The organism is Oryzobacter faecalis (genome assembly GCF_046764005.1).
Lineage (GTDB): Bacteria > Actinomycetota > Actinomycetes > Actinomycetales > Dermatophilaceae > Oryzobacter > Oryzobacter faecalis.
This window is the reverse complement of the sequence record NZ_JBKOFW010000001.1, coordinates 1-21,138: the sequence shown is the minus strand read 5'-3', so window position 1 is coordinate 21,138 and position 21,138 is coordinate 1. Positions and strand designations below refer to the sequence as shown.

At 70.5% G+C, this 21,138-nt stretch carries 23 protein-coding genes; 9 read left to right on the top strand and 14 right to left on the bottom strand.

Features of this window, described 5'->3' with window-relative positions:
• Positions 1-43: 43 nt before the first annotated feature.
• On the top strand, positions 44-271 hold the full coding sequence (locus ACK8HX_RS00115) for a hypothetical protein (RefSeq protein WP_411938613.1): 228 nt from the start codon (positions 44-46) through the stop codon (positions 269-271).
• Between the two features lie 24 nt (positions 272-295).
• Here ACK8HX_RS00115 and ACK8HX_RS00110 read toward each other — a convergent pair whose 3' ends face one another.
• Together ACK8HX_RS00110 and ACK8HX_RS00105 are read right to left on the bottom strand one after the other, a co-directional pair.
• Positions 296-736 carry a VOC family protein gene (locus ACK8HX_RS00110; RefSeq protein WP_411939324.1) on the bottom strand — a complete coding sequence of 147 codons (441 nt, stop codon included), beginning with the start codon at positions 734-736 and terminating at the stop codon, positions 296-298.
• Entirely contained in the window at positions 721-1,629 is a 909-nt protein-coding gene (locus ACK8HX_RS00105) for a RecB family exonuclease (RefSeq protein ID WP_411938612.1), read from the bottom strand. Before ACK8HX_RS00105 ends, ACK8HX_RS00110 begins: the two co-directional genes overlap by 16 nt.
• 78 nt (positions 1,630-1,707) lie before the next feature.
• Here ACK8HX_RS00105 and ACK8HX_RS00100 point away from each other — a divergent pair, with 78 nt between their 5' ends.
• On the top strand, positions 1,708-2,571 hold the full coding sequence (locus tag ACK8HX_RS00100; RefSeq protein ID WP_411938611.1) for a methylenetetrahydrofolate reductase: 864 nt from the start codon (positions 1,708-1,710) through the stop codon (positions 2,569-2,571).
• 43 nt (positions 2,572-2,614) lie between these two features.
• On the top strand, positions 2,615-3,499 hold the full coding sequence (locus ACK8HX_RS00095; protein ID WP_411938610.1) for a homocysteine S-methyltransferase family protein: 885 nt from the start codon (positions 2,615-2,617) through the stop codon (positions 3,497-3,499).
• Here ACK8HX_RS00095 and ACK8HX_RS00090 read toward each other — a convergent pair.
• From ACK8HX_RS00090 to ACK8HX_RS00070, 5 genes are read right to left on the bottom strand one after another with little or no spacing between them, the layout of a single operon-like run.
• Positions 3,486-4,172 (bottom strand): DUF1638 domain-containing protein, encoded by a 687-nt coding sequence (locus tag ACK8HX_RS00090; RefSeq protein WP_411938609.1) that lies wholly within the window; start codon positions 4,170-4,172, stop codon positions 3,486-3,488. The genes ACK8HX_RS00095 and ACK8HX_RS00090 overlap by 14 nt on opposite strands.
• Positions 4,105-6,078, bottom strand: coding sequence for an ASKHA domain-containing protein (locus ACK8HX_RS00085; protein ID WP_411938608.1), 1,974 nt, complete (start codon positions 6,076-6,078; stop codon positions 4,105-4,107). The genes ACK8HX_RS00090 and ACK8HX_RS00085 overlap by 68 nt, the downstream gene beginning before the upstream one ends.
• Positions 6,075-6,983, bottom strand: a complete 909-nt coding sequence (locus ACK8HX_RS00080; protein WP_411938607.1) for a dihydropteroate synthase — start codon at positions 6,981-6,983, stop codon at positions 6,075-6,077. Before ACK8HX_RS00080 ends, ACK8HX_RS00085 begins: the two co-directional genes overlap by 4 nt.
• Positions 6,980-7,645 (bottom strand): corrinoid protein, encoded by a 666-nt coding sequence (locus tag ACK8HX_RS00075; protein ID WP_411938606.1) that lies wholly within the window; start codon positions 7,643-7,645, stop codon positions 6,980-6,982. Before ACK8HX_RS00075 ends, ACK8HX_RS00080 begins: the two co-directional genes overlap by 4 nt.
• Entirely contained in the window at positions 7,642-8,409 is a 768-nt protein-coding gene (locus ACK8HX_RS00070) for an IclR family transcriptional regulator (protein WP_411938605.1), read from the bottom strand. The genes ACK8HX_RS00075 and ACK8HX_RS00070 overlap by 4 nt, the downstream gene beginning before the upstream one ends.
• Before the next feature lie 113 nt (positions 8,410-8,522).
• Here ACK8HX_RS00070 and ACK8HX_RS00065 point away from each other — a divergent pair, with 113 nt between their 5' ends.
• Positions 8,523-9,962 (top strand): trimethylamine methyltransferase family protein, encoded by a 1,440-nt coding sequence (locus tag ACK8HX_RS00065; RefSeq protein WP_411938604.1) that lies wholly within the window; start codon positions 8,523-8,525, stop codon positions 9,960-9,962.
• A gap of 16 nt (positions 9,963-9,978) precedes the next feature.
• On the top strand, positions 9,979-11,364 hold the full coding sequence (locus ACK8HX_RS00060; RefSeq protein ID WP_411938603.1) for an L-serine ammonia-lyase: 1,386 nt from the start codon (positions 9,979-9,981) through the stop codon (positions 11,362-11,364).
• A gap of 13 nt (positions 11,365-11,377) precedes the next feature.
• Here the strand turns inward: ACK8HX_RS00060 and ACK8HX_RS00055 are convergent, their stop codons facing one another.
• Positions 11,378-11,812 (bottom strand): GNAT family N-acetyltransferase, encoded by a 435-nt coding sequence (locus tag ACK8HX_RS00055; RefSeq protein WP_411938602.1) that lies wholly within the window; start codon positions 11,810-11,812, stop codon positions 11,378-11,380.
• Between the two features lie 232 nt (positions 11,813-12,044).
• The gene (locus ACK8HX_RS00050; protein WP_411938601.1) at positions 12,045-13,073 is read right to left on the bottom strand and encodes an aldo/keto reductase; all 1,029 of its coding nucleotides are present in this window, start codon (positions 13,071-13,073) and stop codon (positions 12,045-12,047) included.
• A gap of 304 nt (positions 13,074-13,377) precedes the next feature.
• On the opposite strand from ACK8HX_RS00050, the gene ACK8HX_RS00045 reads away from it, so the two are divergent.
• Positions 13,378-14,928, top strand: coding sequence for a DUF4041 domain-containing protein (locus ACK8HX_RS00045; protein ID WP_411938600.1), 1,551 nt, complete (start codon positions 13,378-13,380; stop codon positions 14,926-14,928).
• A gap of 162 nt (positions 14,929-15,090) precedes the next feature.
• Here ACK8HX_RS00045 and ACK8HX_RS00040 read toward each other — a convergent pair whose 3' ends face one another.
• Positions 15,091-15,474: a hypothetical protein gene (locus ACK8HX_RS00040; protein ID WP_411938599.1), complete on the bottom strand. Its 384-nt coding sequence runs from the start codon at positions 15,472-15,474 to the stop codon at positions 15,091-15,093.
• A 420-nt stretch (positions 15,475-15,894) separates the two neighbouring features.
• Between ACK8HX_RS00040 and ACK8HX_RS00035 the strand changes: the two genes are divergently transcribed.
• Positions 15,895-16,419 (top strand): hypothetical protein, encoded by a 525-nt coding sequence (locus ACK8HX_RS00035; RefSeq protein ID WP_411938598.1) that lies wholly within the window; start codon positions 15,895-15,897, stop codon positions 16,417-16,419.
• Between the two features lie 147 nt (positions 16,420-16,566).
• Here the strand turns inward: ACK8HX_RS00035 and ACK8HX_RS00030 are convergent, their stop codons facing one another.
• Together ACK8HX_RS00030 and ACK8HX_RS00025 are read right to left on the bottom strand one after the other, a co-directional pair.
• Complete coding sequence (locus ACK8HX_RS00030; protein WP_411938597.1) at positions 16,567-16,785, bottom strand: hypothetical protein; 219 nt, start codon at positions 16,783-16,785, stop codon at positions 16,567-16,569.
• Between the two features lie 215 nt (positions 16,786-17,000).
• Positions 17,001-18,536: an exonuclease domain-containing protein gene (locus tag ACK8HX_RS00025; protein ID WP_411938596.1), complete on the bottom strand. Its 1,536-nt coding sequence runs from the start codon at positions 18,534-18,536 to the stop codon at positions 17,001-17,003.
• 389 nt (positions 18,537-18,925) lie between these two features.
• Here ACK8HX_RS00025 and ACK8HX_RS00020 point away from each other — a divergent pair, with 389 nt between their 5' ends.
• The gene (locus tag ACK8HX_RS00020) at positions 18,926-19,405 is read left to right on the top strand and encodes a hypothetical protein (RefSeq protein WP_411938595.1); all 480 of its coding nucleotides are present in this window, start codon (positions 18,926-18,928) and stop codon (positions 19,403-19,405) included.
• Positions 19,406-19,476: 71 nt separating this feature from the next.
• Here the strand turns inward: ACK8HX_RS00020 and ACK8HX_RS00015 are convergent, their stop codons facing one another.
• On the bottom strand, positions 19,477-19,731 hold the full coding sequence (locus ACK8HX_RS00015; RefSeq protein ID WP_411938594.1) for a hypothetical protein: 255 nt from the start codon (positions 19,729-19,731) through the stop codon (positions 19,477-19,479).
• Between the two features lie 493 nt (positions 19,732-20,224).
• On the opposite strand from ACK8HX_RS00015, the gene ACK8HX_RS00010 reads away from it, so the two are divergent.
• Positions 20,225-20,710, top strand: coding sequence for a hypothetical protein (locus ACK8HX_RS00010; RefSeq protein WP_411938593.1), 486 nt, complete (start codon positions 20,225-20,227; stop codon positions 20,708-20,710).
• Between the two features lie 138 nt (positions 20,711-20,848).
• Here the strand turns inward: ACK8HX_RS00010 and ACK8HX_RS00005 are convergent.
• On the bottom strand, positions 20,849-21,138 hold a 290-nt coding region (locus tag ACK8HX_RS00005; RefSeq protein WP_411938592.1), incomplete at its 5' end, for an HNH endonuclease signature motif containing protein.

Here is a 21,138-nt window from a genome sequence, read left to right as displayed (position 1 = left end):
GATTTCATTGGACGCATGCGAGGCCGTTCTCGACACTGGATGCATGAGCACCTCACAGATCTGGACCACCGTCAAGGACGAGCTGCGCGCCCGCCGCGAGGCTCGCGAGCGCGCGGCCGCCCTCCGGGCCGACCTCGCGCACTACCGGACGCCCGCCGAGATCGACGACCTCCTCGCGGCCGTCGACCAGCAGGAGGGCCCGGAGGCCGATCTCATCCGCTCGGTCCTGTCGGACAACCTGCGCGCCTGGCAGGCGCGGGTCAGCGCCTGAGGCGCTGACCCCCGACCGGCCCGCTCAGGGCCGGGCGTCGACCTCGGTCTCGGGGACGACCCGCCGCCCGACCGGGCCCGGGTTCCACGCGACCTCCCACCGGAACCCGTCGGGGTCGGCGAAGTAGCCCGTGTAGCCGCCCCAGTCGCGGGCGACGGGCACACCCGCGACGGCACCGGCGGCCCGGGCCGTCGCGAGCACGGCATCGACCTCGCGAGGGCTGGCGACGTTGTGCGACAGCGTCATCGGCACCACGCCCGGCCCGGCCCGGACCGGCTCCCCCACCTCGGCCTCGAAGGCCGCGCGGTCCCACAGCGCGAGGACGAGCCGCTCCCCCGCCGCGAACATGACGACCTCCCCCGGCACGTCGAGCTCGGGCTCCCACCCGAGGCCGTCGACGTAGAACGCCCGGCTGCGGTCGAGGTCGTGCACGGCCAGGGTGACGAAGCTCAGTCGCTGTTCCAGGGGGACTCCTTGGTCGGGGCGGGCTCCTCGAGCGCGGCCCAGTCGGACTTCTCGGGCCCCGCCGCCTGGCCCTCGGGGCAGTGGGCCCGCAGGTCGCACCAGCCGCACAGCGGGCCCGGTCGCGGCGGGAACAGCTCGCTGTCGGTGCCGCGCTCGGCGTGGTCGCGGTCGGCCCGCCGGGCGTCGCGGGCGATCGAGCGGGCCTGCTCGACCTTGCGGGCCAGCGAGGCGTCGGTGTGCACGTGCGTCGCCACCATGCCGGTCGGCACGTGGTGCAGCTCGACGCGCAGGGTGCGGCGCCGGAACATCTTCCACACCGCGGCGGCGTACAGGGCGAGCGGCAGGGACGTGCGGGCGTCGTCGTCCGTGGGGACCACGCGCGAGGTCTTGTAGTCGACGACGACGAGCTCACCGTCGCGGTCGTCCAGGCGGTCGACGCGCCCGGTGAGCCGCAGCTCGCCGCTGACGAAGGACACCGTGCGCTCGATGCCGACCGGCCGGCGCTGCGGGTCGACCTCGCCGAGGTAGGCCGTGACGGCGTCCTGCATGCGCGCCCGCCACTCACCCGACTGGGCGGCGTCGCGGAACCCGACGTCGATCCAGGCCCGGTGCACGAGCCCCGCGCCCGCCTCCGCACGCCGCTCCGGGAGGTCCCACCAGTCGCGCAGCGCGTTGTGGACGGCGGTGCCGAGCGAGGTGTGCGCCCGCGGGCGGCGCTTCTCGGGCGAGGGCCGGTCGAGGTACTGCAGCCGGTAGCGCCGGGGGCAGTCGAGGAAGGCGAGGAGCTTGCTGGGGCTGGCCGCCCACAGCGGTTCGGGCACGCCGGTGAGGGGCAGCGCCCCCTGCGCGGCCCGCGACGGGGTCACCCCCTCGACGACGCTCCCCTGGTCCATGACCGCAGACGCTAGCGCCGAGGACCGACGACCCCTAGGCTGGCACGGTCAGGTGCGCATGACGAGACAGGTTGCACGATGAGCAACGAACTGCCGACCGTGGCCCTCGCCCGGCTCCTCGAGGGGGCGCGGTACGAGGTCATGCCGACGGCCACCATCGCCGAGAAGGTCCGCGAGCACGTGCCGGCGACCGTGCCGGTCACCGTCACGGCCGCCCCGGGCAAGGGCCTGGGGGCCACGCTCGACCTCGCGACGACGCTCGCCGACGCCGGGTACCACGTCGTCCCGCACCTCGCGGCGCGCATGGTGTCCGGGCGCGGTGAGCTCGCGGAGGTCGTCGCCCGGCTCAAGGAGCACGACGTCACCGCGGTCTTCGTCCCCGCGGGCGACGCCGACCCGCCCGCCGGGCCCTACCACGGCGCGGTCGACCTGCTCCGCGACCTCGAGGCGCTCGGCCACCACTTCACCCACGTCGGCATCACGGGCTACCCGGAGTCGCACCCGACGATCGACGACGACGTCACGGTCCAGGCGATGTGGGACAAGCGCCGGTACGCCACGCACATCGTGTCGAACATGACCTTCGACGCCGAGCACCTCGCCACGTGGACCGAGCGGGTCCGCCGGCGCGGCGTCGAGCTGCCCATCCTCGTCGGCGTCCCGGGCCCGGTCGAGCGCACCAAGCTGCTCGGCATGGCGACGAGGATCGGTGTCGGGGAGTCACTGCGGTTCCTGAGGAAGCAGCGGTCGGTCTTCGCGCGGATCGCGGCCCCCGGCTTCTCCACCGACCGGTTCGTCAGCCGCGTGGCGGCCCTCGCGGCGAACGAGGCGCTCGGCATCGAGGGGCTGCACGTCTTCACCTTCAACCAGGTCGAGGTCATCGAGGCCTGGCGCCGACGGATGCTCGACGAGGCCGTCGCGGCCCGCAGCCGCCCGCAGTGAGACGGCCGTCCGAAGCGAAGGTGCCGGCTCGTACCGTGGCGGGATGACGAACCGGCTCCTCGCCCTCCTCGACGGCCGCCCCGCCGTGGCCGACGGCGGCTACGGCTGGCTGCTCCAGGAACGCGGCCTGCCGATGGGTGAGTGCGCCGAGTCGTGGAACCTGTCCGACCCCGACGCCGTCGCCGCCCTCCACGACGACTACGCGGCCGCCGGGGCCGTCATCCTCACGACGAACACGTTCGGCGCCACCGAGCCGCGGCTCGCGCAGCACGGGCTGTCCGGGCGGGCGGAGGAGGTCAACCGGGCCGGGGCCGCGCTCGCGCGCACCGTCGCCGACCGCCACGGCGCCCTCGTGGCCGGCGACATCGGCCCCACCGGTGAGCTCCTCGAGCCACTCGGCACGCTGACGGCCGAGGACGCCCGCGCCCTCTTCGCCGACCAGGTCCGCGGGCTCGCCGCGGGCGGCGCCGACCTCCTCCTCGTCGAGACGATGAGCGACCTCGACGAGACGCGCGCGGCCGTCGCCGCCGCGCGGGAGGTGGCGCCCGACCTCCCCGTCGTCGCCACCCTCTCCTTCGACACCAACCTGCGCACGATGATGGGCGTCACGCCCGCCGCGGCGGTGGCCGCCCTGGTGGCCGAGGGGGTCGACGCCGTCGGGGCCAACTGCGGCCGCGGCCCCGACGACATGCGCACCATCGCCGAGCAGCTCGTCGCCGCACGCCCCGAGGGCGTCCTCCTCGTGGCGCAGTCCAACGCCGGCCTGCCCGAGCTCGACGGCGACCGGTTCGTCTACACCGTCGGCCCCGAGGCGATGGCCGAGCACGCCCTCGAGCTGCGCGCGCTCGGCATCGACGTCATCGGCGCGTGCTGCGGCTCCTCCCCCGAGCACGTGCGGGCGATGGCCACCGCCCTCAGCCGCTCCTGACGGCGAGCAGGCCGGCGAGTGCCCGGTCCAGGCCACCGCCCCCGGTGTGCCGCACCTGCAGGGGGAGGCCGATGCGGTCGGCCGCGCCCTGGGCGAGCGTGCGCAGCTCGGCCTGTTCGGCCGGGTCCACGGTCTGCACGAGCCAGACGACCCGCGTGTAGTGGCGGAAGTAGTCGTCGCGCAGCTCCGGGTACCGGTCCAGCCCCAGCTCGTGGACGACGGTGCGCGAGAACGACCTCACGAGGAAGTCGGTGAGCAGGTAGGTGCCCGGCTCGTCCTCGGTCAGGGCCTCGACGACCGGGGGCCCGGCGAAGAGGTCGTAGCAGTGCAGCCCGGGCAGCCGCTCGACGCCGAGCCGCTCGCACACCGCGTCGAGGGCGCCGTAGGTGCCGCAGTCGGCGTACCCGACGGCCACCCGGTCGTACCGCGTCCGCAGGTCGAGCACCATCCGCTCGACCTCGCCCGCGATCCGCTCGGGGCGGTTGTGCAGCAGCGGGGGCAGCGGGTGGACGTCCACCGCCCAGCCGTGCCGGGCGACGGACTCGGCCGCGGGCTGCGCGATCGCCCCGCAGGCGACGAGCGCCGTACGGCTCGTGGCCCCGGCGTCACCCGGGGAACGCGAGCTGGTCGACGAACCGGTCGTTGAAGTCCGGCCGGTCGGAGAGCTCGACATAGCGCACCTCCTCGAGCAGCGCGTCGGCACCGGCCCGCTCGCGGGCGGACAGCAGCACCATCTTCGCCCCTTCGCCGGCGACGTTGCCGGCCGAGACGATGCGCAGGACCGGCAGCGTGGGCACCAGGCCGATGCGCACGGCCGAGGCCGGGGAGAGGTAGGACCCGAAGGAGCCTGCGAGGAGCACCTGCTGGACGTCGCGCGGCTGCACCCCCAGCTCCTCGAGGAGGAGGGTCCACCCGGTCGAGATCGCGGCCTTGGCGAACTGGAGCTCGCGGACGTCCCTCTGCGACAGGTACACCGACTCGACCGTCGGGGTGTCTGGAGCCGGCCGGTGGAGGACGAACACCCGCTCGCCGCTCTCGCCGACCGTCGTCAGCCGCGGCGCGAGCAGGGGGAGGTCACGCGCGGCGTCCTCGTCGGCGACGAAGCGGCCCGACGCGTCGAGGAGGCCGACCCGCCAGAGCTCGGCGACGGCGTCGACGAGCCCGGACCCGCAGAGCCCTCGCGGCTCGACATCGCCGATGACACCGAGGGTGACGGCCGAGTCGCCGTCCGCGGCAGCGGGATCGAGCGTGACGACCTCGATGGCGCCGTCGGCGGCCCGCATGCCGCAGCGGATGGCGCCCCCCTCGAAGGCCGGCCCGGCCGGGGCCGCGGTCGTGACGATCCGCTCACCGTCGCTGAGGGCGATCTCGCAGTTGGTCCCGACGTCGATGAACAGGCGCACCCGCTTGTCGCGGTCGAGGCCGCTGGCCAGCATCCCGGCGACGATGTCGCCACCGACGTACGCGCCGAGCGCGGGGAAGACCACGGCCCTGGCCCCGGGGTGCAGCGCCAGCCCGAGGTCGCAGGCCCGCAGCACCGGCCAGTCGGCGGTGCTCTGGATGAACGGCGCGACGCCGAGCGGCTCCGGGTCGATGCCGAGGAGGAGGGCCGTCATCGTCGCGTTGCCGGCGAGGGCGACCTCGTACACCTCCTCGGGCGCGACCCCGCCCTCGTCGCAGACCTCGCGCGCGAGCTCGGTCAGGGTGTCGCGGGCGAGGCCGGTGAGCCGGCCCAGCGCCTCCGGATCCATCATCGTCGCGCTGATCCGGGTGATGACGTCACCCCCGAACGGCTGCTGCTTGTTGAGGATCGACGAGACGGCGACGGGCGTCCCGGTCTCCAGGTCGAGCAGGGTGGCGACGACGGTCGTCGTCCCCAGGTCGTAGGCGAGGCCGTGGCGCCGGGCTGTCGTGTCGCCCGGCTCCACGTCCACCAGGGTCTCGTCGACCACGACCGCCGTGACCTTGAAGTCGTTCTCGCGCAGCACCTTCGGCAGCCGCCGCAGGGCGTGCAGGTCGGGTTCGAGGGTGAGGTCCTCGACCGCGTCGCGCAGCCGCTGGAGGTCGGTGCGCTGGTCGGCGAGTGTCGGCTCGGTCAGCTCGACGTAGCGCTTCTGCACGGCCGGCCGCAGGATGACCTGGCGCCCGACGCCGACCGTCGACGCCTTGGGCCGCGTCACGAGCGGCGGCACCTCGAGGCCGAGGTCGTGGGTCGCCCTGACGAGGCACGCGAGCCGCCAGCCGTCGCCGAGCTGCTCCTCCGAGAAGGTCCGCCGGTCGTGGCGGGTCACCGGCGCGCTGCCCGCGGTCAGCCGGACCAGGCACTTGCGGCAGGTGCCGTGCCCGCCGCACGTCGAGTCGATGGCGATGCCGTTCCACGAGGCGGCGTCGAACACCGACACCCCGGGCGGCACGCGGACCGACCGGCCGGCCGGGGCGAAGGACAGGGTGACCCGCCCGGTGCCCTCGTGGGCCTCCTCGCCGCCGGCACCCGACGGCGGGGGCTCGAGGAGCCCCTCGCGCCGCATCCCGTCGACGACGTCCTCGAACGGCGCTCCCGGTCCGCGCTCGCCGCTCACGCGGAGCCGACGGCGGCGGCCTCGGCCTTCGCGGCCTCCGCCGCCTGCCGCGCCCGGTGGGTGGCGATCCACGACATCCCCCACTCGTCGTTGCCGAGGAGGAGGTCGGCAGCCCGGACGGCGTCGACGACGTGCGGCGTCCGCGCGTCCATGATGGCGCTCGTCATCCCGGCCGACATCGCGAGCGGCAGCCAGGCGCCGTTGATGGCGTGCCGGCCGGGCATCCCGAAGCTGACGTTCGAGGCGCCGCACGTCGTGTTCAGGCCCCACCGCTCGCGGATGCCCCGGATGACCTCGAGGGTCACCCGCCCGACCGTGGAGTCGGCGCCGATCGGCATGGCGAGCGGGTCGATGACGATGTCGTCGATGGCGATGCCGTACTCCTGCGTCGCGACCCGGACGATCTTCTCGGTGAGCGCGAGGCGCTTGTCGGCCTCCATCGGGATCTCGTCCTCGTCGTTGGGGAGGGCGACGATCGCGGCGTCGTACTTCTTGACGAGCGGCAGGATCGCGGCGAGCCGGTCGTCCTCCGCGGTGCACGAGTTGACGAGCGCGCGCCCCTGGTAGACCGCCAGGCCGGCCTCGAGCGCCTCGACGACCGAGGAGTCGATGCAGACCGGCAGGTCCGAGATCGACTGGACGAGCCGGATGGCCCGGACGAGGAGGTCGGCCTCGTCGGTGAGGGGCACGCCCATGTTGATGTCGAGGACGTCGGCGCCGCCGGCGACCTGGGCGGCGACGTCCTTCTCGATGATCGACAGGTCGCCCTCGCGCAGCGCCTTCTGGAACACCGGCCGGCCCGTGGGGTTGATGCGCTCGCCGATGACGCAGAACGGCTTGTCGGCGCCGATGACGACCTCCTTGGAGGCCGAGCGCAGGACGGTGTGGCGGAGGGGGGCGCTCATGCAGGGACCTTCGTGCGGCGGGCCTCGAGGAGGGCCTTGGCGCGCTTGACCGTGGCGGAGGCGTCGGCGGCGTACCCGTCGGCACCGACGGCGTCGGCGTACTCCTGGGTGACGGGGGCCCCCCCGACCATGACGACGACCGAGTCCCGCAGGCCGGCCTTCTCGAGCGCGTTGATGTTCGCCTTGAACATCGGCATCGTCGTCGTGAGGAACGCGGAGAACCCGACGATGTCGGGCCGGTGCTCCTCGATGGCGGCGACGAACTTCTCGGGGGCCACCTGCACACCGAGGTCGATGACCTCGAAGCCGGCGCCCTCGAGCATGATGTTGACGAGGTTCTTGCCGATGTCGTGGACGTCGCCCTTGACGGTGCCCATGAGGAACTTGCCGATCGTCTCGACCCCGGTGTCGGCCAGGAGCGGGCGCAGCACCTCCATCGAGCCGGCCATCGCGCGGCCCGCGATGAGCATCTCGGGGACGAAGAAGTCACCGCGCTCGAACCGGGCGCCGACCTCCTCGAGCGCCGGGATCAGCGCATCGAACAGCAGGGTGCCGGGCTCCATCTGCATCGACAGCGCCTGGTGCGTGAGGTCGAGGACCGCGGGTCCGTTGCCGACGAGCGTCTCGTCGTACAACCCCTTGAGGATCTCGTCGGGAGTCATGCTGCGCCTTCCTGTGGGTGGGAGTCGAGACGGACCGACAGCGCCCGGGCGTGGGCGGCGACGAGGGCTCCGGTGGACCGGAGGTCGGCGGCCAGGCGGGAGGTCGGGCCTGAGACGCCGAGGGCCGCGACCACCGCGCCGTGGCGCCGGACGGGGGCGGCGACGCCGGTGAGGCCGGGCTCGAGCTCGTCGACCGTCGTCGCGAACCCGTCCTGGCGGATGCCGGCGAGCTGGGCCTCGAGCGCGGCACCGTTCGGCACCGAGGCCGGGGTGAGCGCCTCGAGCGGGCCCTTGGGGACGGGGAGGGCGCCGTGGGCGTAGAGCACCTTGCCCAGGGCGGAGCAGTGGGCCGGGACGTCGGTGCCGACCCAGTCACGCGAGCCGAGGAAGTAGGCCGAGTCGACCTGCGCGACCTGGACGACGGTTCCCCGTCGGGCGACGCCGAGGTTGACCGTCTCGCCGGTGAGGTCACCGAGGGCCCGCATCGTGGCGTCGGCTCCCTCGACGAGGGTGTCGTCGTCGCTGCGCCGGGTGGCGTAGAGGTCGAAGAGGGCGCCGGGCCCCCAGCGGCCGCCGTCGTCCCGGGAGAGCAGGTCGGCGCGCTCGAGGGCGGACAGCAGGCGGGAGGTGGTGGAGCGCGCGAGGCCGGTGGCGGCGGCGAGCTCGGTGAAGGTCACCGGGCCCTCGGAGCGCACCACGCGCGCGAGCAGGTCGGCGGCCCGGTCGATCGACTGGGTGCCGGTGCCGGCGGGTGCGGTGCTCACGGAGGTCCTCTCGAAACTGGCCATCATGTGGAACCACTGTCCCACATGATGAGGCTAGGATGTGAGGAGGCTCACCGTCAACGTCGATCCGCCGTCGAAAGGCCCCACCCCCGATGTTCACGAACCGCATGCCCCGCTACGAGATCCTCTCCGCCGACGCCATGGCGCAGCTCGACGCGGGCTGGCGCCGGCTCGTCACCGAGATCGGCGTGGAGTTCATGAGCGACCGCGCCCTCGAGCTGTTCCGCGCTGCGGGACAGCGCGTCGAGGAGAACACCGTCTTCCTCGACCCCGAGTTCGTCCTCGAGCAGGTCGCCAAGGCGCCGCGCGAGTTCGACGTCCAGGCGCGCAACCCGGCCAACACCATCCACATCGGCGGGGACTCGATGGCGTTCGGTGCCGTCTACGGGCCGCCCTTCGTCCGCGACGGCGACGTCCGGCGCGACGGCACGATGGAGGACTACCGCACCTTCGCCAAGCTCTCGCAGTCCTTCTCGATGCTCGACTCGGCCGGCGGGGTGGTCTGCGAGCCCAACGACACCCCCCTCGACTCGCGCCACCTCGACATGACGCTCGCCCTCATGACCCTCACCGACAAGGTGTTCATGGGCAACGTCGTGTCGGGCCCGAACGCGGCCGACGTCATCGCGATGTCCGAGATCCTCTTCGGCGGTCGGTCGGCCATCGAGCAGACACCGGTGTCCATCAGCCTCATCAACTGCAACTCACCGCTGCGCTGGGACGACCGGATGCTCGATGCGCTCTTCGAGTACGCCGCCGCGGCCCAGCCGGTCGTCCTCACCCCGTTCATCCTCATGGGGGCGATGTCGCCGGTCACCATCCCCGCGGCGCTCGTGCAGCAGATGGCCGAGGCGCTGTCCGGCATCGCGCTCGCACAGCTGATCCGGCCCGGGACCCCGGTGATCTTCGGGTCGTTCCTGTCCAACATCGACATGCAGTCGGGCTCCCCGACGTTCGGGACGCCCGAGTCGGGCATCGGCCTGCTGTGCACGGGGCAGATCGCACGGCACTTCGGGCTGCCCTTCCGCACCGGTGGCGGCCTGACGTCGTCCCAGGTCCCCGACGCCCAGGCCGGCTACGAGGCGCTGATGACGCTGCTCCCGACCTTCCTCGCCGGCACCAACTGGGTCATGCACAGCGCGGGCTGGCTCGAGGGCGGGCTCGTCGCCGGGTTCGAGAAGTTCGTCATCGACTGCCAGCTCGTCGAGATGCTCCAGCACGAGTTCACCCCGCTCGAGATCGACGAGGGCTCGCTCGGGTTCGACGCCCACCAGGAGGTCGGCCACGGCGGCCACTTCCTCGGGTCGATGCACACGATGGAGCGCTTCCGGACCTGCTTCTACCGCCCCTTCCTCAACAGCTCCGAGAACTACGAGCGGTGGATGCGCAACGGCGCTCAGGACACCGCGACGCGGGCCGCGGCGATCTGGCGCAAGCGGGTCGAGGAGTACGAGCAGCCGTCGCTCGACGACGCCCTGCGGTCCGAGCTCGAGGAGTTCGTGACCCGGCGTCGCCGAGAGCTCGGCGACTGAGGCAGGCTGTCCTCCCGTGGCCATCAGCGCGTTCGACCTCTTCTCCGTCGGCATCGGGCCGTCGAGCTCCCACACCGTGGGACCGATGCGGGCCGCGGCGACCTTCGCCGAGGGCCTGCGCGCCGACGGGGTGCTGACCCGGGTGGGGCGCGTCCGGGCCGAGCTGTTCGGCTCGCTCGGCGCCACCGGGCACGGCCACGGGTCGGTCAAGGCGGTCGTCCTCGGCCTCGAGGGCGAGCAGCCCGAGAGCACCGACCCCCGTGGTGCGGACGCCCGGCTCGAGGAGGTGCGCTCGTCCCGGGTCCTGCGGCTGGCCGGCTCGCACGAGGTGCCGGTCGACGTCGATGCCGACGTGGTCCTCCACCGCCGGGCGTCGCTTCCGTTCCACGCCAACGGGATGCGGTTCAGTGCCTACGCGTCCGCCACCCCGGCCGAGGACGAGGAGCCGCTGCGGAGGCGCGAGTACTACTCCGTCGGCGGCGGGTTCGTCCTCGACGAGGACGAGGTCGGCGGCAACCGGATCGTTCCCGACGAGACCCCCGTGCGCTTCCCGTTCACGACCGGCAACCAGCTGCTCGAGCGGTGCGCCGAGTCCGGTCTGCCGATCAGCGGCGTCATGCTCGCCAACGAGACCGCTTGGCGGTCCGAGGCCGAGGTCCGCGCCGGCCTGCTGCACCTGTGGGACGTCATGCAGGAGTGCGTCGACAACGGCTGTCGCACCGAGGGTGTGCTGCCCGGTGGCCTCAAGGTGCAGCGCCGCGCGCCCCGCCTCGCGCGACAGCTGCGCTCCGAGCACGGCGGCGACCCCCTCGCGGCGATGGACTGGGTGACCCTGTACGCCCTGGCCGTCAACGAGGAGAACGCCTCCGGCGGGCGCATCGTCACGGCCCCGACGAACGGGGCGGCCGGCATCATCCCCGCCGTCCTGCACTACTACACGCGCTGGGTTCCCGGCGCCGACGACGAGGGCGTCGTGCGCTTCCTCCTCACGGCCGCGGCCATCGGCACGCTCTACAAGGAGAACGCGTCGATCTCCGGTGCCGAGGTCGGGTGCCAGGGCGAGGTCGGGTCGGCGTGCTCGATGGCGGCCGGCGCGCTCGCCGAGGTCATGGGCGGGACGCCCGACCAGGTCGAGAACGCCGCGGAGATCGGCATCGAGCACAACCTCGGGCTCACGTGCGACCCGGTCGGTGGCCTCGTGCAGATCCCCTGCATCGAGCGCAACGCCGTGGCCTCGGTCAAGGCGATCACCGCGGCACGAATCGCGCTGCGCGGCAACGGGAAGCAGATCGTCTCGCTCGACAAGGCCATCAAGACGATGCGCGACACCGGGCGCGACATGAAGGTCAAGTACAAGGAGACCGCGCGCGGGGGGCTCGCCGTCAACGTCATCGAGTGCTGAGGTACGGACCCCGTCAGGGTGAGGCCCTGAGCCGCTTGACGTACAGGACGAGGTCGTCGCCGTCCGCCCACCAGTCCTCGACGGTGGCGGCCAGGTGGTACTCGGCCCTGTCGTAGAAGGCCCGTGCGCCGTCGTACTGCGCCGTTCCGGAGGTGCGGACGGCGAGAAGCCGAGCGCCCTGCGCTGCGAGCGTCGCCTCGACGTGCTGCAGGAGCTCGAACCCGATGCCGGCGCCCTGACGGGCCGGTTCCACGGCGATCATCGTGAGGTCCCACACCCCTGGCGCCGCCTCCTCCGGGCGGTAGTACACGACACCGGTGACCTCGTCACCGTCGGTGCTGACGACGCAGGATGGGGACCCTGCCTCGCTGCCTGACCCCTCGTCCGCGCACGGGAGCTCCTCGCCGAGGAAGCCGGCCTCGTCGGCGGCGAACAGGCCGGCGGCCACCACGAGGTCCTGGACGCTGGCGAGGTCGGATGGTCGACATGGCCTGAGCACGTCGGGATCGTGTCGCTCGCGGGCCCCCTCGGCAACCTCTTTTCCGGATGGCCGCGGCTCACGCCTCGACGGCGAGCCGTTCGCGGTGGCCTCCCTCAACCGTGGAGGCGTCCCGTGACGAGCCACCGGGCCTCCTCGGGGGGGCACCGATGGCGTTCGGGCGCATCGCGAACTGCCGAGGTCAGCCGCCCGCGAGGTTGCGGCTCCTCTGCTCGATGCCCAGCTCCCCGTACGGGTAGTCGGCGGCCCCGAGGTCGCTCGCCTCGTCGAGGGCGGCACACTCCTCGGAGGACAGCTCCAGCCCCGCCGCCTTCAGGTTGGTCCGCAGCTGGTCCGTCGTGCGGGCACCCAGGATGGTGGAGGTGACGGCGGGGCGGTTGGTGACCCAGGCGAGCGCGACCTCCGGCATGGAGATCCCGCGGTTCTCGGCGACCTCGGCCACGGCGTCGATGACCCGCCACGTGCGGTCGCTGCCGCGTCGGTCGTAGGCCTCCATCCCTCGCCCGGGGTCGTCCCCGAGCCGGGTGTCCCCGGTCGGCCGCTCGTCGCGCCGGTACTTGCCGGACAACCAGCCCCCTCCGAGCGGGCTCCACGGGAGCAGCCCCAGCCCGGCGTCGAGCGCCGCCGGGACGATCTCCCACTCGATCTCGCGGACGATGAGGCTGTACTGCGGCTGCAGCGTCACCGGCTCGCGCAGGCCCAGGGCCCTCGCGGTCAGGACCGCCTTGGTCAGCTGCCACCCCGTGAAGTTCGACAGGCCGTAGTACCGGATCTTCCCGGCCTGGACGAACCCGTCCAGGGTGCGCAGCGTCTCCTCCAGCGGTGTGTTCGCGTCGTACGCGTGGGCCTGGTAGAGGTCGACGACGTCGACCCCGAGCCGACCCAGTGACGCGTCGAGGGCGCGGGTCAGGTGCCGGGCCGACAGGCCGTTGCCGTTGGGACCGGGCTCGGTGGCGAACCGGCCCTTGGTGGCAAGGACCACGCGGTCCGTCACCTCTCGCGGGCGCGCGGCCAGCCATCTCCCGATGATCTCCTCCGACACCCCCGCGGAGTACACGTCCGCGGTGTCGACGAGCGTGCCGCCGGCCTCCAGGAAGACGTCGAGCTGTTCGTGGGAACCGGCCTCGTCGGTCTCGGCACCGAAGGTCATGGTGCCCAGGCAGAGCTCGGAGACGGCACATCCGCTGTGGCCGAGGAGTCGATAGCGCATCGACCGACCCTAACCCGGGATCCCTGCCGCAGGGCCACTCGCCGACAGTGAGCGCAACGGACTCCCCCCACCGACCGCTCGAGGCTCCAACGAGAGGGAGGACGAACCCCTCGGACACCCAGCCCTGGTGCTCGGTGCGGCTGCTCGCGCCGCGGCATTTCCGGATGCTCGATGCCGACGTGATTCGACCCCACCGAACCACCGTGCCGGGGTGGCCCTTGTGTTCATCGATCGGCGTATGACGCCGACTGCCTGACAGTCCGCGTCGCCGCTCGGTAGCGTGCGGTGCCGGAGGGAATAACACATGGCGACGAATCCACCTGCTGGATGGCACCCGGACCCGATGCGCAGGTTTCAGCACCGTTACTGGGACGGCGCACGCTGGACTGAACACGTCAGTACCGCAGGCGCCCGGGCCATCGACTCCCTGTCGACTCCACCGGCGCCGGTCCACATCGACCCCGTCGCGACGGCCACTCCCGAAACCGGGCCGTCGGCTCCGGAACCAGACCCGACTACCGCCGCGGCGCCTCCCCCGGCACGGGTCGTCGTCGCCCCGGAGCGGCCGACCGAGCACCACCGCGACCACGCCGGGGAGAAGATCACGCCCTTCAACGCGAAGCGGATCGCCACCGAGCTGCAGGCCGACAACTGGCGGCTGCGGACCGACCTCGCGCGCTGCGAGCGTCTGTTGTCCGAGATGGGCGCGCTCGACGCCGCCGCCCGCGAGCAACGGATCCACGCCCAGCGCGAAACCGAGGAAGCCCTCAGGATCAAGATTGCCGACCTGCAGCGGCAGGTGAGCGACCTGGACCGTCAGGTCATCGTCAACCGCGATCGCCTCGTCCTCGAAGAGGTCGGCCTGTTCGACTTCGAACACCCAGCCGAGTCATCCGCCGCCCTAGCGACCGAGCTCGAGGCGTTGCGCTCCGACATCCGCCAGACGAACAAGATCGGCTCGGCGATCACCGCCGCGTCGAACTTCACCTTCAACAACTCCCTCTCCAAAGGGCAGACGTTCGTGAACCAGATGAGCCGCATCATGCTGCGCGCCTACAACGCGGAGGCCGAGAACGCCGTCAAGACCGTCAAGGCGGGCAACCTCGCCTCAGCGCAGAAGCGCCTCTCCACCGCGCGCGAACAGATCGCGAAACAGGGACGGATGATCGACCTCGCCGTCACCGATCGTTACCACCGGCTCCGCCTCAAAGAGCTCGAGCTCGCCGCCCGCCACGAGCAGGCCAAGGCCGCCGACCGGGAGAAGGAACGCGAACGTCGTGCGGAACTACGCGAACAGCGCGCCCTCGAAGCCGAGATCAAGCGCGAGAAGGAACGCCTGGAGAAGGAGCGCACCCACTACCTCAACTCGATCCAGCGCCTCCGGGACTCCGGCGACACCACCGGCGCCGAAGCGCTCCAGGGTGAACTCGACCGCATCGACGCCGAGATCGCCGCCGCCGACTACCGCGCCGCGAACATCCGGGCCGGCTACGTCTACGTCATCTCTAACATCGGCGCCTTCGGCGAAGGCGTCGTCAAGATCGGTATGACTCGCCGCCTCGAACCCGAGGACCGCATCCGTGAGCTCGGCGACGCGTCAGTCCCCTTTAACTTCGATGTCCACGCCCTGTTCTTCAGCGACGACGCCGTCACGATCGAGGCGATGCTCCACCGCGAGTTCGCCGACCAACGGCTCAACAAGGTCAACCAACGGCGCGAGTTCTTCCGCGTCCACCCCCAGCAAGTCCTCGACGCCCTCACCGAACACAAGGTCTCGGTCCTCGAGTTCAGCACTCACGCGGCAGCCGACGACTACCGCATGTCCTGGCCGATGGGATACCCCGTCACGGGATGAGAGCGGCATTTCCGTGGGTGGACGAGCAGAGCCTGGCGCAACGGCCTGCGACGATCCGGTCCGCGCGCGACCTGGATCGGCTCTGCTCGGCGCGCGTCTGAGGGCGCACTCACCACCATGCAGCCTCGTGGTTTGGGACGGGGCATATCGAGTGCTCGCGACCTAGTCGACCCAGTAGTTGAAGGTCACCCAAAGGGCCACTAGTACCGCCGCAACGGCAGCCAGCAGGTGGCCGATCCCCTCGGACATCCGTCGTCCTTCACGGATCTCCTTGACAATTGGCGGAATCGAGATGAGCCCAACACACGCCAACAACGTGGTGACAACCACGTGCCCGGCAAGTCCGGACGCTGGCGTGGCTCCACCCACGACAGCGAGGCTCGTGATTAAGGCGATCGTCAGAAGGGCGAGCCCCCAAGATCGCATGACCCTCTCCGTTGCCTCCTCCTTGTCGTATCGAAGCCTGTCCTCGACTATCAAAGCCAGGAAGAGGACGGGAATCACTTGGGCGCAGACGGCGAAGAACTCCGGCTTCAGGGTCGGCATGACGTCCACTTTGGCAGCAGTCACTCCAGCGAGCCATGGCGTCGCACGGCGGCCATCTCCGTCATTCGCGCGGCGGTCACTACTACGGCGCCAAGTCCGTACCGGATGCACCGCACCTCTGGCTGGCCGCGGCATGTCCGCTCGTGGCGGTTCTCAGTCGGAGCACCACACACCCTGTCGGTGAGCCCTTCTAGGGTGCGCATCGGGAGGTTGACGATGATTGACGAAGAGTGGCTTTCAGCGATGGTCGCGGCGCACTCACCGCGGCGCGATGCGGACCAACACGTGGCTCGCCTTTGGGCACTCCTCCACGAGCGCGCCCGCGGCTTTGCCGCGACTCGGGACGACGTCTTGAGTCCGGCGATAGCCCCACCTCGCAGGGGACTGTTACCTGACGAGTCCGCGACCTTTCTTCGCGCGGTGGACGCCGGAATCGCAGAGGTAGACGAGGCCGGATTCGTGAGTATGCCGACGGTCCGACCCAAGATTCCGGCGGGCCGCTACGCGCTGTTCAGCAAGTCCGGACCAGGAGTCGCAATCAACCTGGAGTATCTGATCCAGGTCGGTGCAGTTGCCGAACTGATCCTCGACCACGGATGGCCCGCGAACCAGATCGAGTTCGAGCGTGGACCATTCGATGCCCTCGGCCTTTCCGGCGATGGCCGGGTAGAACTCGCTGTCGAGGCCAAAGCGCGTGTGGCGGGTCCAGACAGCTTGCAGGGACTGCTCTCGCACTGGGTGAGTGCTACCAACCGACCAGCAGCGGACCTCGCGAGCACATCCGGGCGGAAGCTGGCCGAGCTGATGCGGCTCTGCCGCAGCGGACCGATCACCGTCTGGCTTGTGGCCGACAGCGCGCGCTGGCCCCTCCTCGCCACCTATGTCGATGAACAGCTGATCGTCCGTCCAAGCCAAGCACCGACCTGGGGACGTCCGCCCACGTAGCCCGAGCGCTTCCCTTCCACCGAAACCGGGTGGCGACAGACGGCCTTACCGAGTGGCCTGGCGGCATGACAGGACGTAGCCAAGCATTTCGGCCAGCAGTCGACGAGTCGGTCTCCCCATGGCTACGGCGCCAGGTGGCCCCGGACCCTAGGACTTCTTCAGCTGAGCCCGGCGCCTCGAAGTTGCGTCCTTGCGGAACTCGTTAAGTGTCGCTGTGATTACCTCGGCAGCGCCAAGCCAACCGTGGCCCTGCTCATACGCGGGTTCGACGTTGATGGGTATCCCATCGACTTCGACCATGCCGTTGTCGTAGGCCGTGACTTTGATCGTGAGCGTGAGCCCCTTGTCGCGGGCGGTTGGCTTCACGTTCCAAGAGTCGCGAATCCGCCCAATGCCTGCAGGCATAAGCACCTCCCATGGCCGAGTGACCTTATCGCGGAGGGCGGGAGTGACGCCATGCACCTCCGGACGCGCCCCCCGCGGCATTTTCGGTCGTTGTGCAGGTCCATGAATTCCGTGTGGTCGGCACCTCCTACGGGCCCCGGGCGCTCCTCGGAACTGGTGTGCACCCGGCAGCGGTACTACGGCGCTGGAGCGGTCGCTTGAGCAGCGTCGTATGCGGCGAAGACGTCTTTCGACAACCGGCCTCGCACACCTACCTCTAACCCTTGGCTTCGAGCCCACGCACGGACGACGGAAGGGTCAACACGAGCGCGGTCAGGAGCAGACGTCATCGTTGGCACGATCAGGGAGCCCTCGCCCGCGGTTAACGGCGCCGCAGGGCTTTGCGCGTCTGTAGTTGGGCTACGGCGCGCGGCGGGCTGGAGGTGCTTGAGCAGGACGGTGTAGAGCGCAGGGTCCACTGTCCGAGTGCCGATCTCGCGGGCCTTGGCGGCCTTGATTCCGTCGACGCTGCCGTCGGTGACGAGCATCGCGGTGCGGGCAGATACTGAGCTGACGACACGCACCCCGACCTTCTCCGAGCGGGCCTCGAGGCGGGCGCGCTCATCGTCGTCGCACCCGGTGAACACGACCTTGTCGCCCACCTGGAGCGGCTTCCCGTGAGCCCAGCCCGGGGGAAGATCCCGCAAACCCATGGATAGGCGTTCGTGCCGTGCCTGCTCGGCCGCGTCGAGAGCTTTTGAGACGACGCTGTCCTGGACGGCAAGAAGAGCGGCCACAGCGTGCAGCTCGGCTCGTTCCGCTCGGGTCACCTTGCCGTCGTTGAGCGCTTCATGAGCCAACGCGAGCACGAAGGCGCGGTTGGCGTCGGCAACCTGCCCATCGGTCAGGTCCTCGGTGGCGGCGACCGCCGCGAGGTCTGCGCTCTCCTGCGCGGTCAGCTCCCCGTCCTCAAGGACCTCGGCGAGCTTCTCCAGGTAGGCCACTGCTCCCTCGGGAGCACCCTCGTCGAGCGCGTCCCCGAGCGAGAACCGATCAACGAGCTCGACGAGAGCGGCCGGCTGACTGACTGGGCCCTGCGCCTGCCACGCTGCCCGCACTCGCGCGGGTACGACCGTGACAGGTGGCTCACTTGATGGGCCGGTCGGCCATCTCACGGCCAGTCCTTGGCGGGGCAGGTCGGCGTGCTGCGGCAGTGGCGGGGTACCGAAGCTCGGGTGCATGAACGCGGCTAGGAGGGACGCGGTCGCGCGCGCGTCCCCGATGGCTGAGTGCGCCCCCACCACGTGATGGCCGACGGCCCAGCAACAGTCGGAGAGGCGACGCCGATCTAGGTGTGGCAGGTGATGCTCGGAGGCTTGAAGGGTGCACAGCGCCGGCAGCAGCGGCAGCCGCCATCCGGCACGGGAGTACTCAGCCCGAAGGAACGCGAGGTCGAAGCGGGCATGGTGGGCGGCGACGGCGCTGCCCGCGAGGCGCCGGTTCAGCTCGCCGATCAGGTCAGCGAATGGGGGCGCGTGGCGCACGTCGTCGTCGGTGATGCCGTGGATGTGGGTAGCTCCGACCGGACCCTGCGGGTTGATGCGCGTGGACCACTCGTCACTGACGCGCCCGTAGGCATCGGTGGTGACGATGGCGATCTCGACGATGCGGTGCCGGCTGGCGTCGAGTCCAGTCGTCTCTACGTCGAGCACGGCGAAGCCGGGCTGCTTCATCCCCTGGCTCGTAGGGGTAGGGGTCGATGACTTCGTCGCGGGCGTTGCGCGCCTGGTCGCCCGGTCAGGTTCGCGTCGTGAACGGAAGCGGTCGAGCAATCCCACGTGGGCCCCCCTGTGATGTGTGGACGCTTATCGTGCCACCGGTCGCCGTGAACTCACTGGGGTTTCGCCCATCACGTCCGGCGGCATGTCCGGACGTTCTCAGCGGCATGACCGGAGGTTCACCTATGACTCACCGCATCGAGTGACGACCGGCACGCGAGTCAACTTCACGCTCGACTGCATCGCGCTCCAACATGATCGATACCGACCGGCCTGGCCTTAGGGTCGCTGCCAGGGACGAACAGGAGGCCCCAGGCTTCGAACACGGAAGGAGGCGAGGGGCGGTGAGCCGGACGGCAGCCGAATGGATCCAGCAGACCGATGTGGGGCCCATGCTGACCGCCGATATCCCGGCCGGGTTCGTGGCAACGGTCTGGACCGGCGACTATCCGGACGAACAAGAGGCCGATTCGTTGCTCGCCGCGCTCTCACCCGGCAAGTCCGATTTGACGGTGACGGAAGCGGCTGACGGCTCCACGACCATTGTCCCAGCCGCCGAACTTAGGAGCTGGCTGGCTTCACTCCTGCCGGTGGAGGGACTTCTGGTGTCCTCGCCCGAGGCGACAGGCGTGGCGTGGTTTCCATTCCGCGACTACTGGGTCACGGTCCTGGATGTGCCAAGCAACACTCGAATGCTGGGACCTCTTTCCCGCGAACAGCAGAGCCACATCGCTGCAGCATGGGACAGAGAGGTGCTAGCCGCCGGCGATGTCTACTTCGCCCTCGACCGCTGGATGCCCGACTGTGACTGGCGGCAACCCTGAGGTCGGATGGCCGCCGTGACGGCACTGAACGCGAGTGGCGCTGGACGCGTCAGGTGCGGCATGTCCGGGCACTAGGAAGACCTGGTTCGACCCGTGATGGCCCCTGGCACCTTCCGATAGACGAAGAGGTTTACGGCCAGAAGTACGAAGCCGAGCGGCGGCACAAGGAAGAGGAGTCCGAACCACCACACCGGCTTCAGGCTGAGCCAAGGCTGAGTCCAACCGCCCGACACCGACCGTGCATAGAGCGAAACGAGCGCAGCCGGGATGAGCACGAAGGGCAGCGCGACCCAGTCCACGTGCAGTCCCAGTTCCTCATCCTCCATGAGACGGAGGTTAGGCGACTCGGCCACAGCCTGCCCTCCACGCGGAATGTCCGGCCGACTAGGCCGAGGGGCGCAGGTATCTGCCTTCTACCTCGGCCCAGGAGTACGGGCCGTCTCCCTTCGGATCGATCTGCGGTCGGTCGAACTCCACGAGGTAGACCGTGCGACGCCAAGGTCCGCCTCCGCCCTCGACGATCCAGAGGACGTTGCCGGTTGCGCCTGGCTTCCATGGAGGGGGCAGCAGACCGCCACGCACGATCCGTACGCGCGCATCGACATCGTGGCGTCTGACCATTGCTTGGAGGGTACAAGCCGCGAACATCCGCTGGGCTCCGCTCCTGATCAGATCAACGCGGCCCGGTACGACGTTTGGTTGACCTCGACGTCGCCGCAGCGGTCACGGATCATGGTGTGCCACGGGTTTCACCTCGCACCGACCTTGCCCGGCGTGGTTCGGTGACAGGTCGATGAACCACGAGGAGAGGAGGGGACCATGAGCTGGACGGCAGTCGAATGGATCCAGCCGACGGATAACGGGCCCATGCTGACTGCCGATATCCCGGCCGGGCTCGTGGCAACAGTCTGGACCGACGACTATCCGGACGACGATGAGGTCGATTCGTTGCTCGCCGCGCTCTCACCCGGCAAGTCCGATTTGACGGTGACGGAAGCGGCTGACGGCTCCACGACCATTGTCCCAGCCGCCGAACTTAGGAGCTGGCTGGCTTCACTCCTGCCGGTGGACGGTCTTCTGGTGTCCTCGGCCGAGGCGACAGGGGTGGCGTGGTTTCCATTTCGTGACTATTGGGTCACGGTTCTCGACGCGCTCGGCACAAGTCAGATGCTGGGAGACCTTTCCCGCGAACAGCAGTGTCATATCGCTGCAGCGTGGGACAGAGAGGTGCTAGCCGCGGGCGATGTCTGCTTCGCCCTCGACCGGTGGATGCCCGACTGCGATTGGCGACGACCACCACCTTGACTGTCAGTCAAATCCTCTACGTCCCAATGGCTCGTCGACAGCACCCGCATCGAATCGCCCGCTGACGCCCGCTCATCGGCATATCCGCAAGGGCCAGCTCATCGGCGGGGCGGGCGGGGAGGGCGGTACAGCCGACCATCAGAAGGGTGGCTCCGAGGCCTCGGGGAGGCGCGACTCCTCGGGCGCTCTCGCGGGCAGACGGCGGTGGTCGGGTTCGGTGGTGCGGACGGCGTCGGTGGGGCTGGTCCAGGTGAGGGTGCCGTCGGGGTGGAGGGTGGGGCGCCATCGTCCGCGTTGTTTCATCCGGTGGTGTCGGCGGCAGAGCGCCATGAGGTTGTTGGGGGTCGTGGGGCCGGCGGGCCAGGGCCGGAGGTGGTCGAGGTCGGCGTGGGTGGCCGCCCGGGTGCAGCCCCACATCCGGCAGGTGC

Coding starts and splice junctions, on each gene's coding strand:
- ACK8HX_RS00115 (WP_411938613.1), top strand. CDS start 44: ATGAGCACCTCACAGATCTGGACCACCGTCAAGGACGAGCTGCGCGCC.
- ACK8HX_RS00105 (WP_411938612.1), bottom strand. CDS start 1,629: ATGGACCAGGGGAGCGTCGTCGAGGGGGTGACCCCGTCGCGGGCCGCG.
- ACK8HX_RS00100 (WP_411938611.1), top strand. CDS start 1,708: ATGAGCAACGAACTGCCGACCGTGGCCCTCGCCCGGCTCCTCGAGGGG.
- ACK8HX_RS00095 (WP_411938610.1), top strand. CDS start 2,615: ATGACGAACCGGCTCCTCGCCCTCCTCGACGGCCGCCCCGCCGTGGCC.
- ACK8HX_RS00090 (WP_411938609.1), bottom strand. CDS start 4,172: ATGTCGAGCTCTCCGACCGGCCGGACTTCAACGACCGGTTCGTCGACC.
- ACK8HX_RS00080 (WP_411938607.1), bottom strand. CDS start 6,983: ATGAGCGCCCCCCTCCGCCACACCGTCCTGCGCTCGGCCTCCAAGGAG.
- ACK8HX_RS00075 (WP_411938606.1), bottom strand. CDS start 7,645: ATGACTCCCGACGAGATCCTCAAGGGGTTGTACGACGAGACGCTCGTC.
- ACK8HX_RS00065 (WP_411938604.1), top strand. CDS start 8,523: ATGTTCACGAACCGCATGCCCCGCTACGAGATCCTCTCCGCCGACGCC.
- ACK8HX_RS00050 (WP_411938601.1), bottom strand. CDS start 13,073: ATGCGCTATCGACTCCTCGGCCACAGCGGATGTGCCGTCTCCGAGCTC.
- ACK8HX_RS00045 (WP_411938600.1), top strand. CDS start 13,378: ATGGCGACGAATCCACCTGCTGGATGGCACCCGGACCCGATGCGCAGG.
- ACK8HX_RS00040 (WP_411938599.1), bottom strand. CDS start 15,474: ATGCCGACCCTGAAGCCGGAGTTCTTCGCCGTCTGCGCCCAAGTGATT.
- ACK8HX_RS00025 (WP_411938596.1), bottom strand. CDS start 18,536: ATGAAGCAGCCCGGCTTCGCCGTGCTCGACGTAGAGACGACTGGACTC.
- ACK8HX_RS00015 (WP_411938594.1), bottom strand. CDS start 19,731: ATGGAGGATGAGGAACTGGGACTGCACGTGGACTGGGTCGCGCTGCCC.
- ACK8HX_RS00010 (WP_411938593.1), top strand. CDS start 20,225: ATGAGCTGGACGGCAGTCGAATGGATCCAGCCGACGGATAACGGGCCC.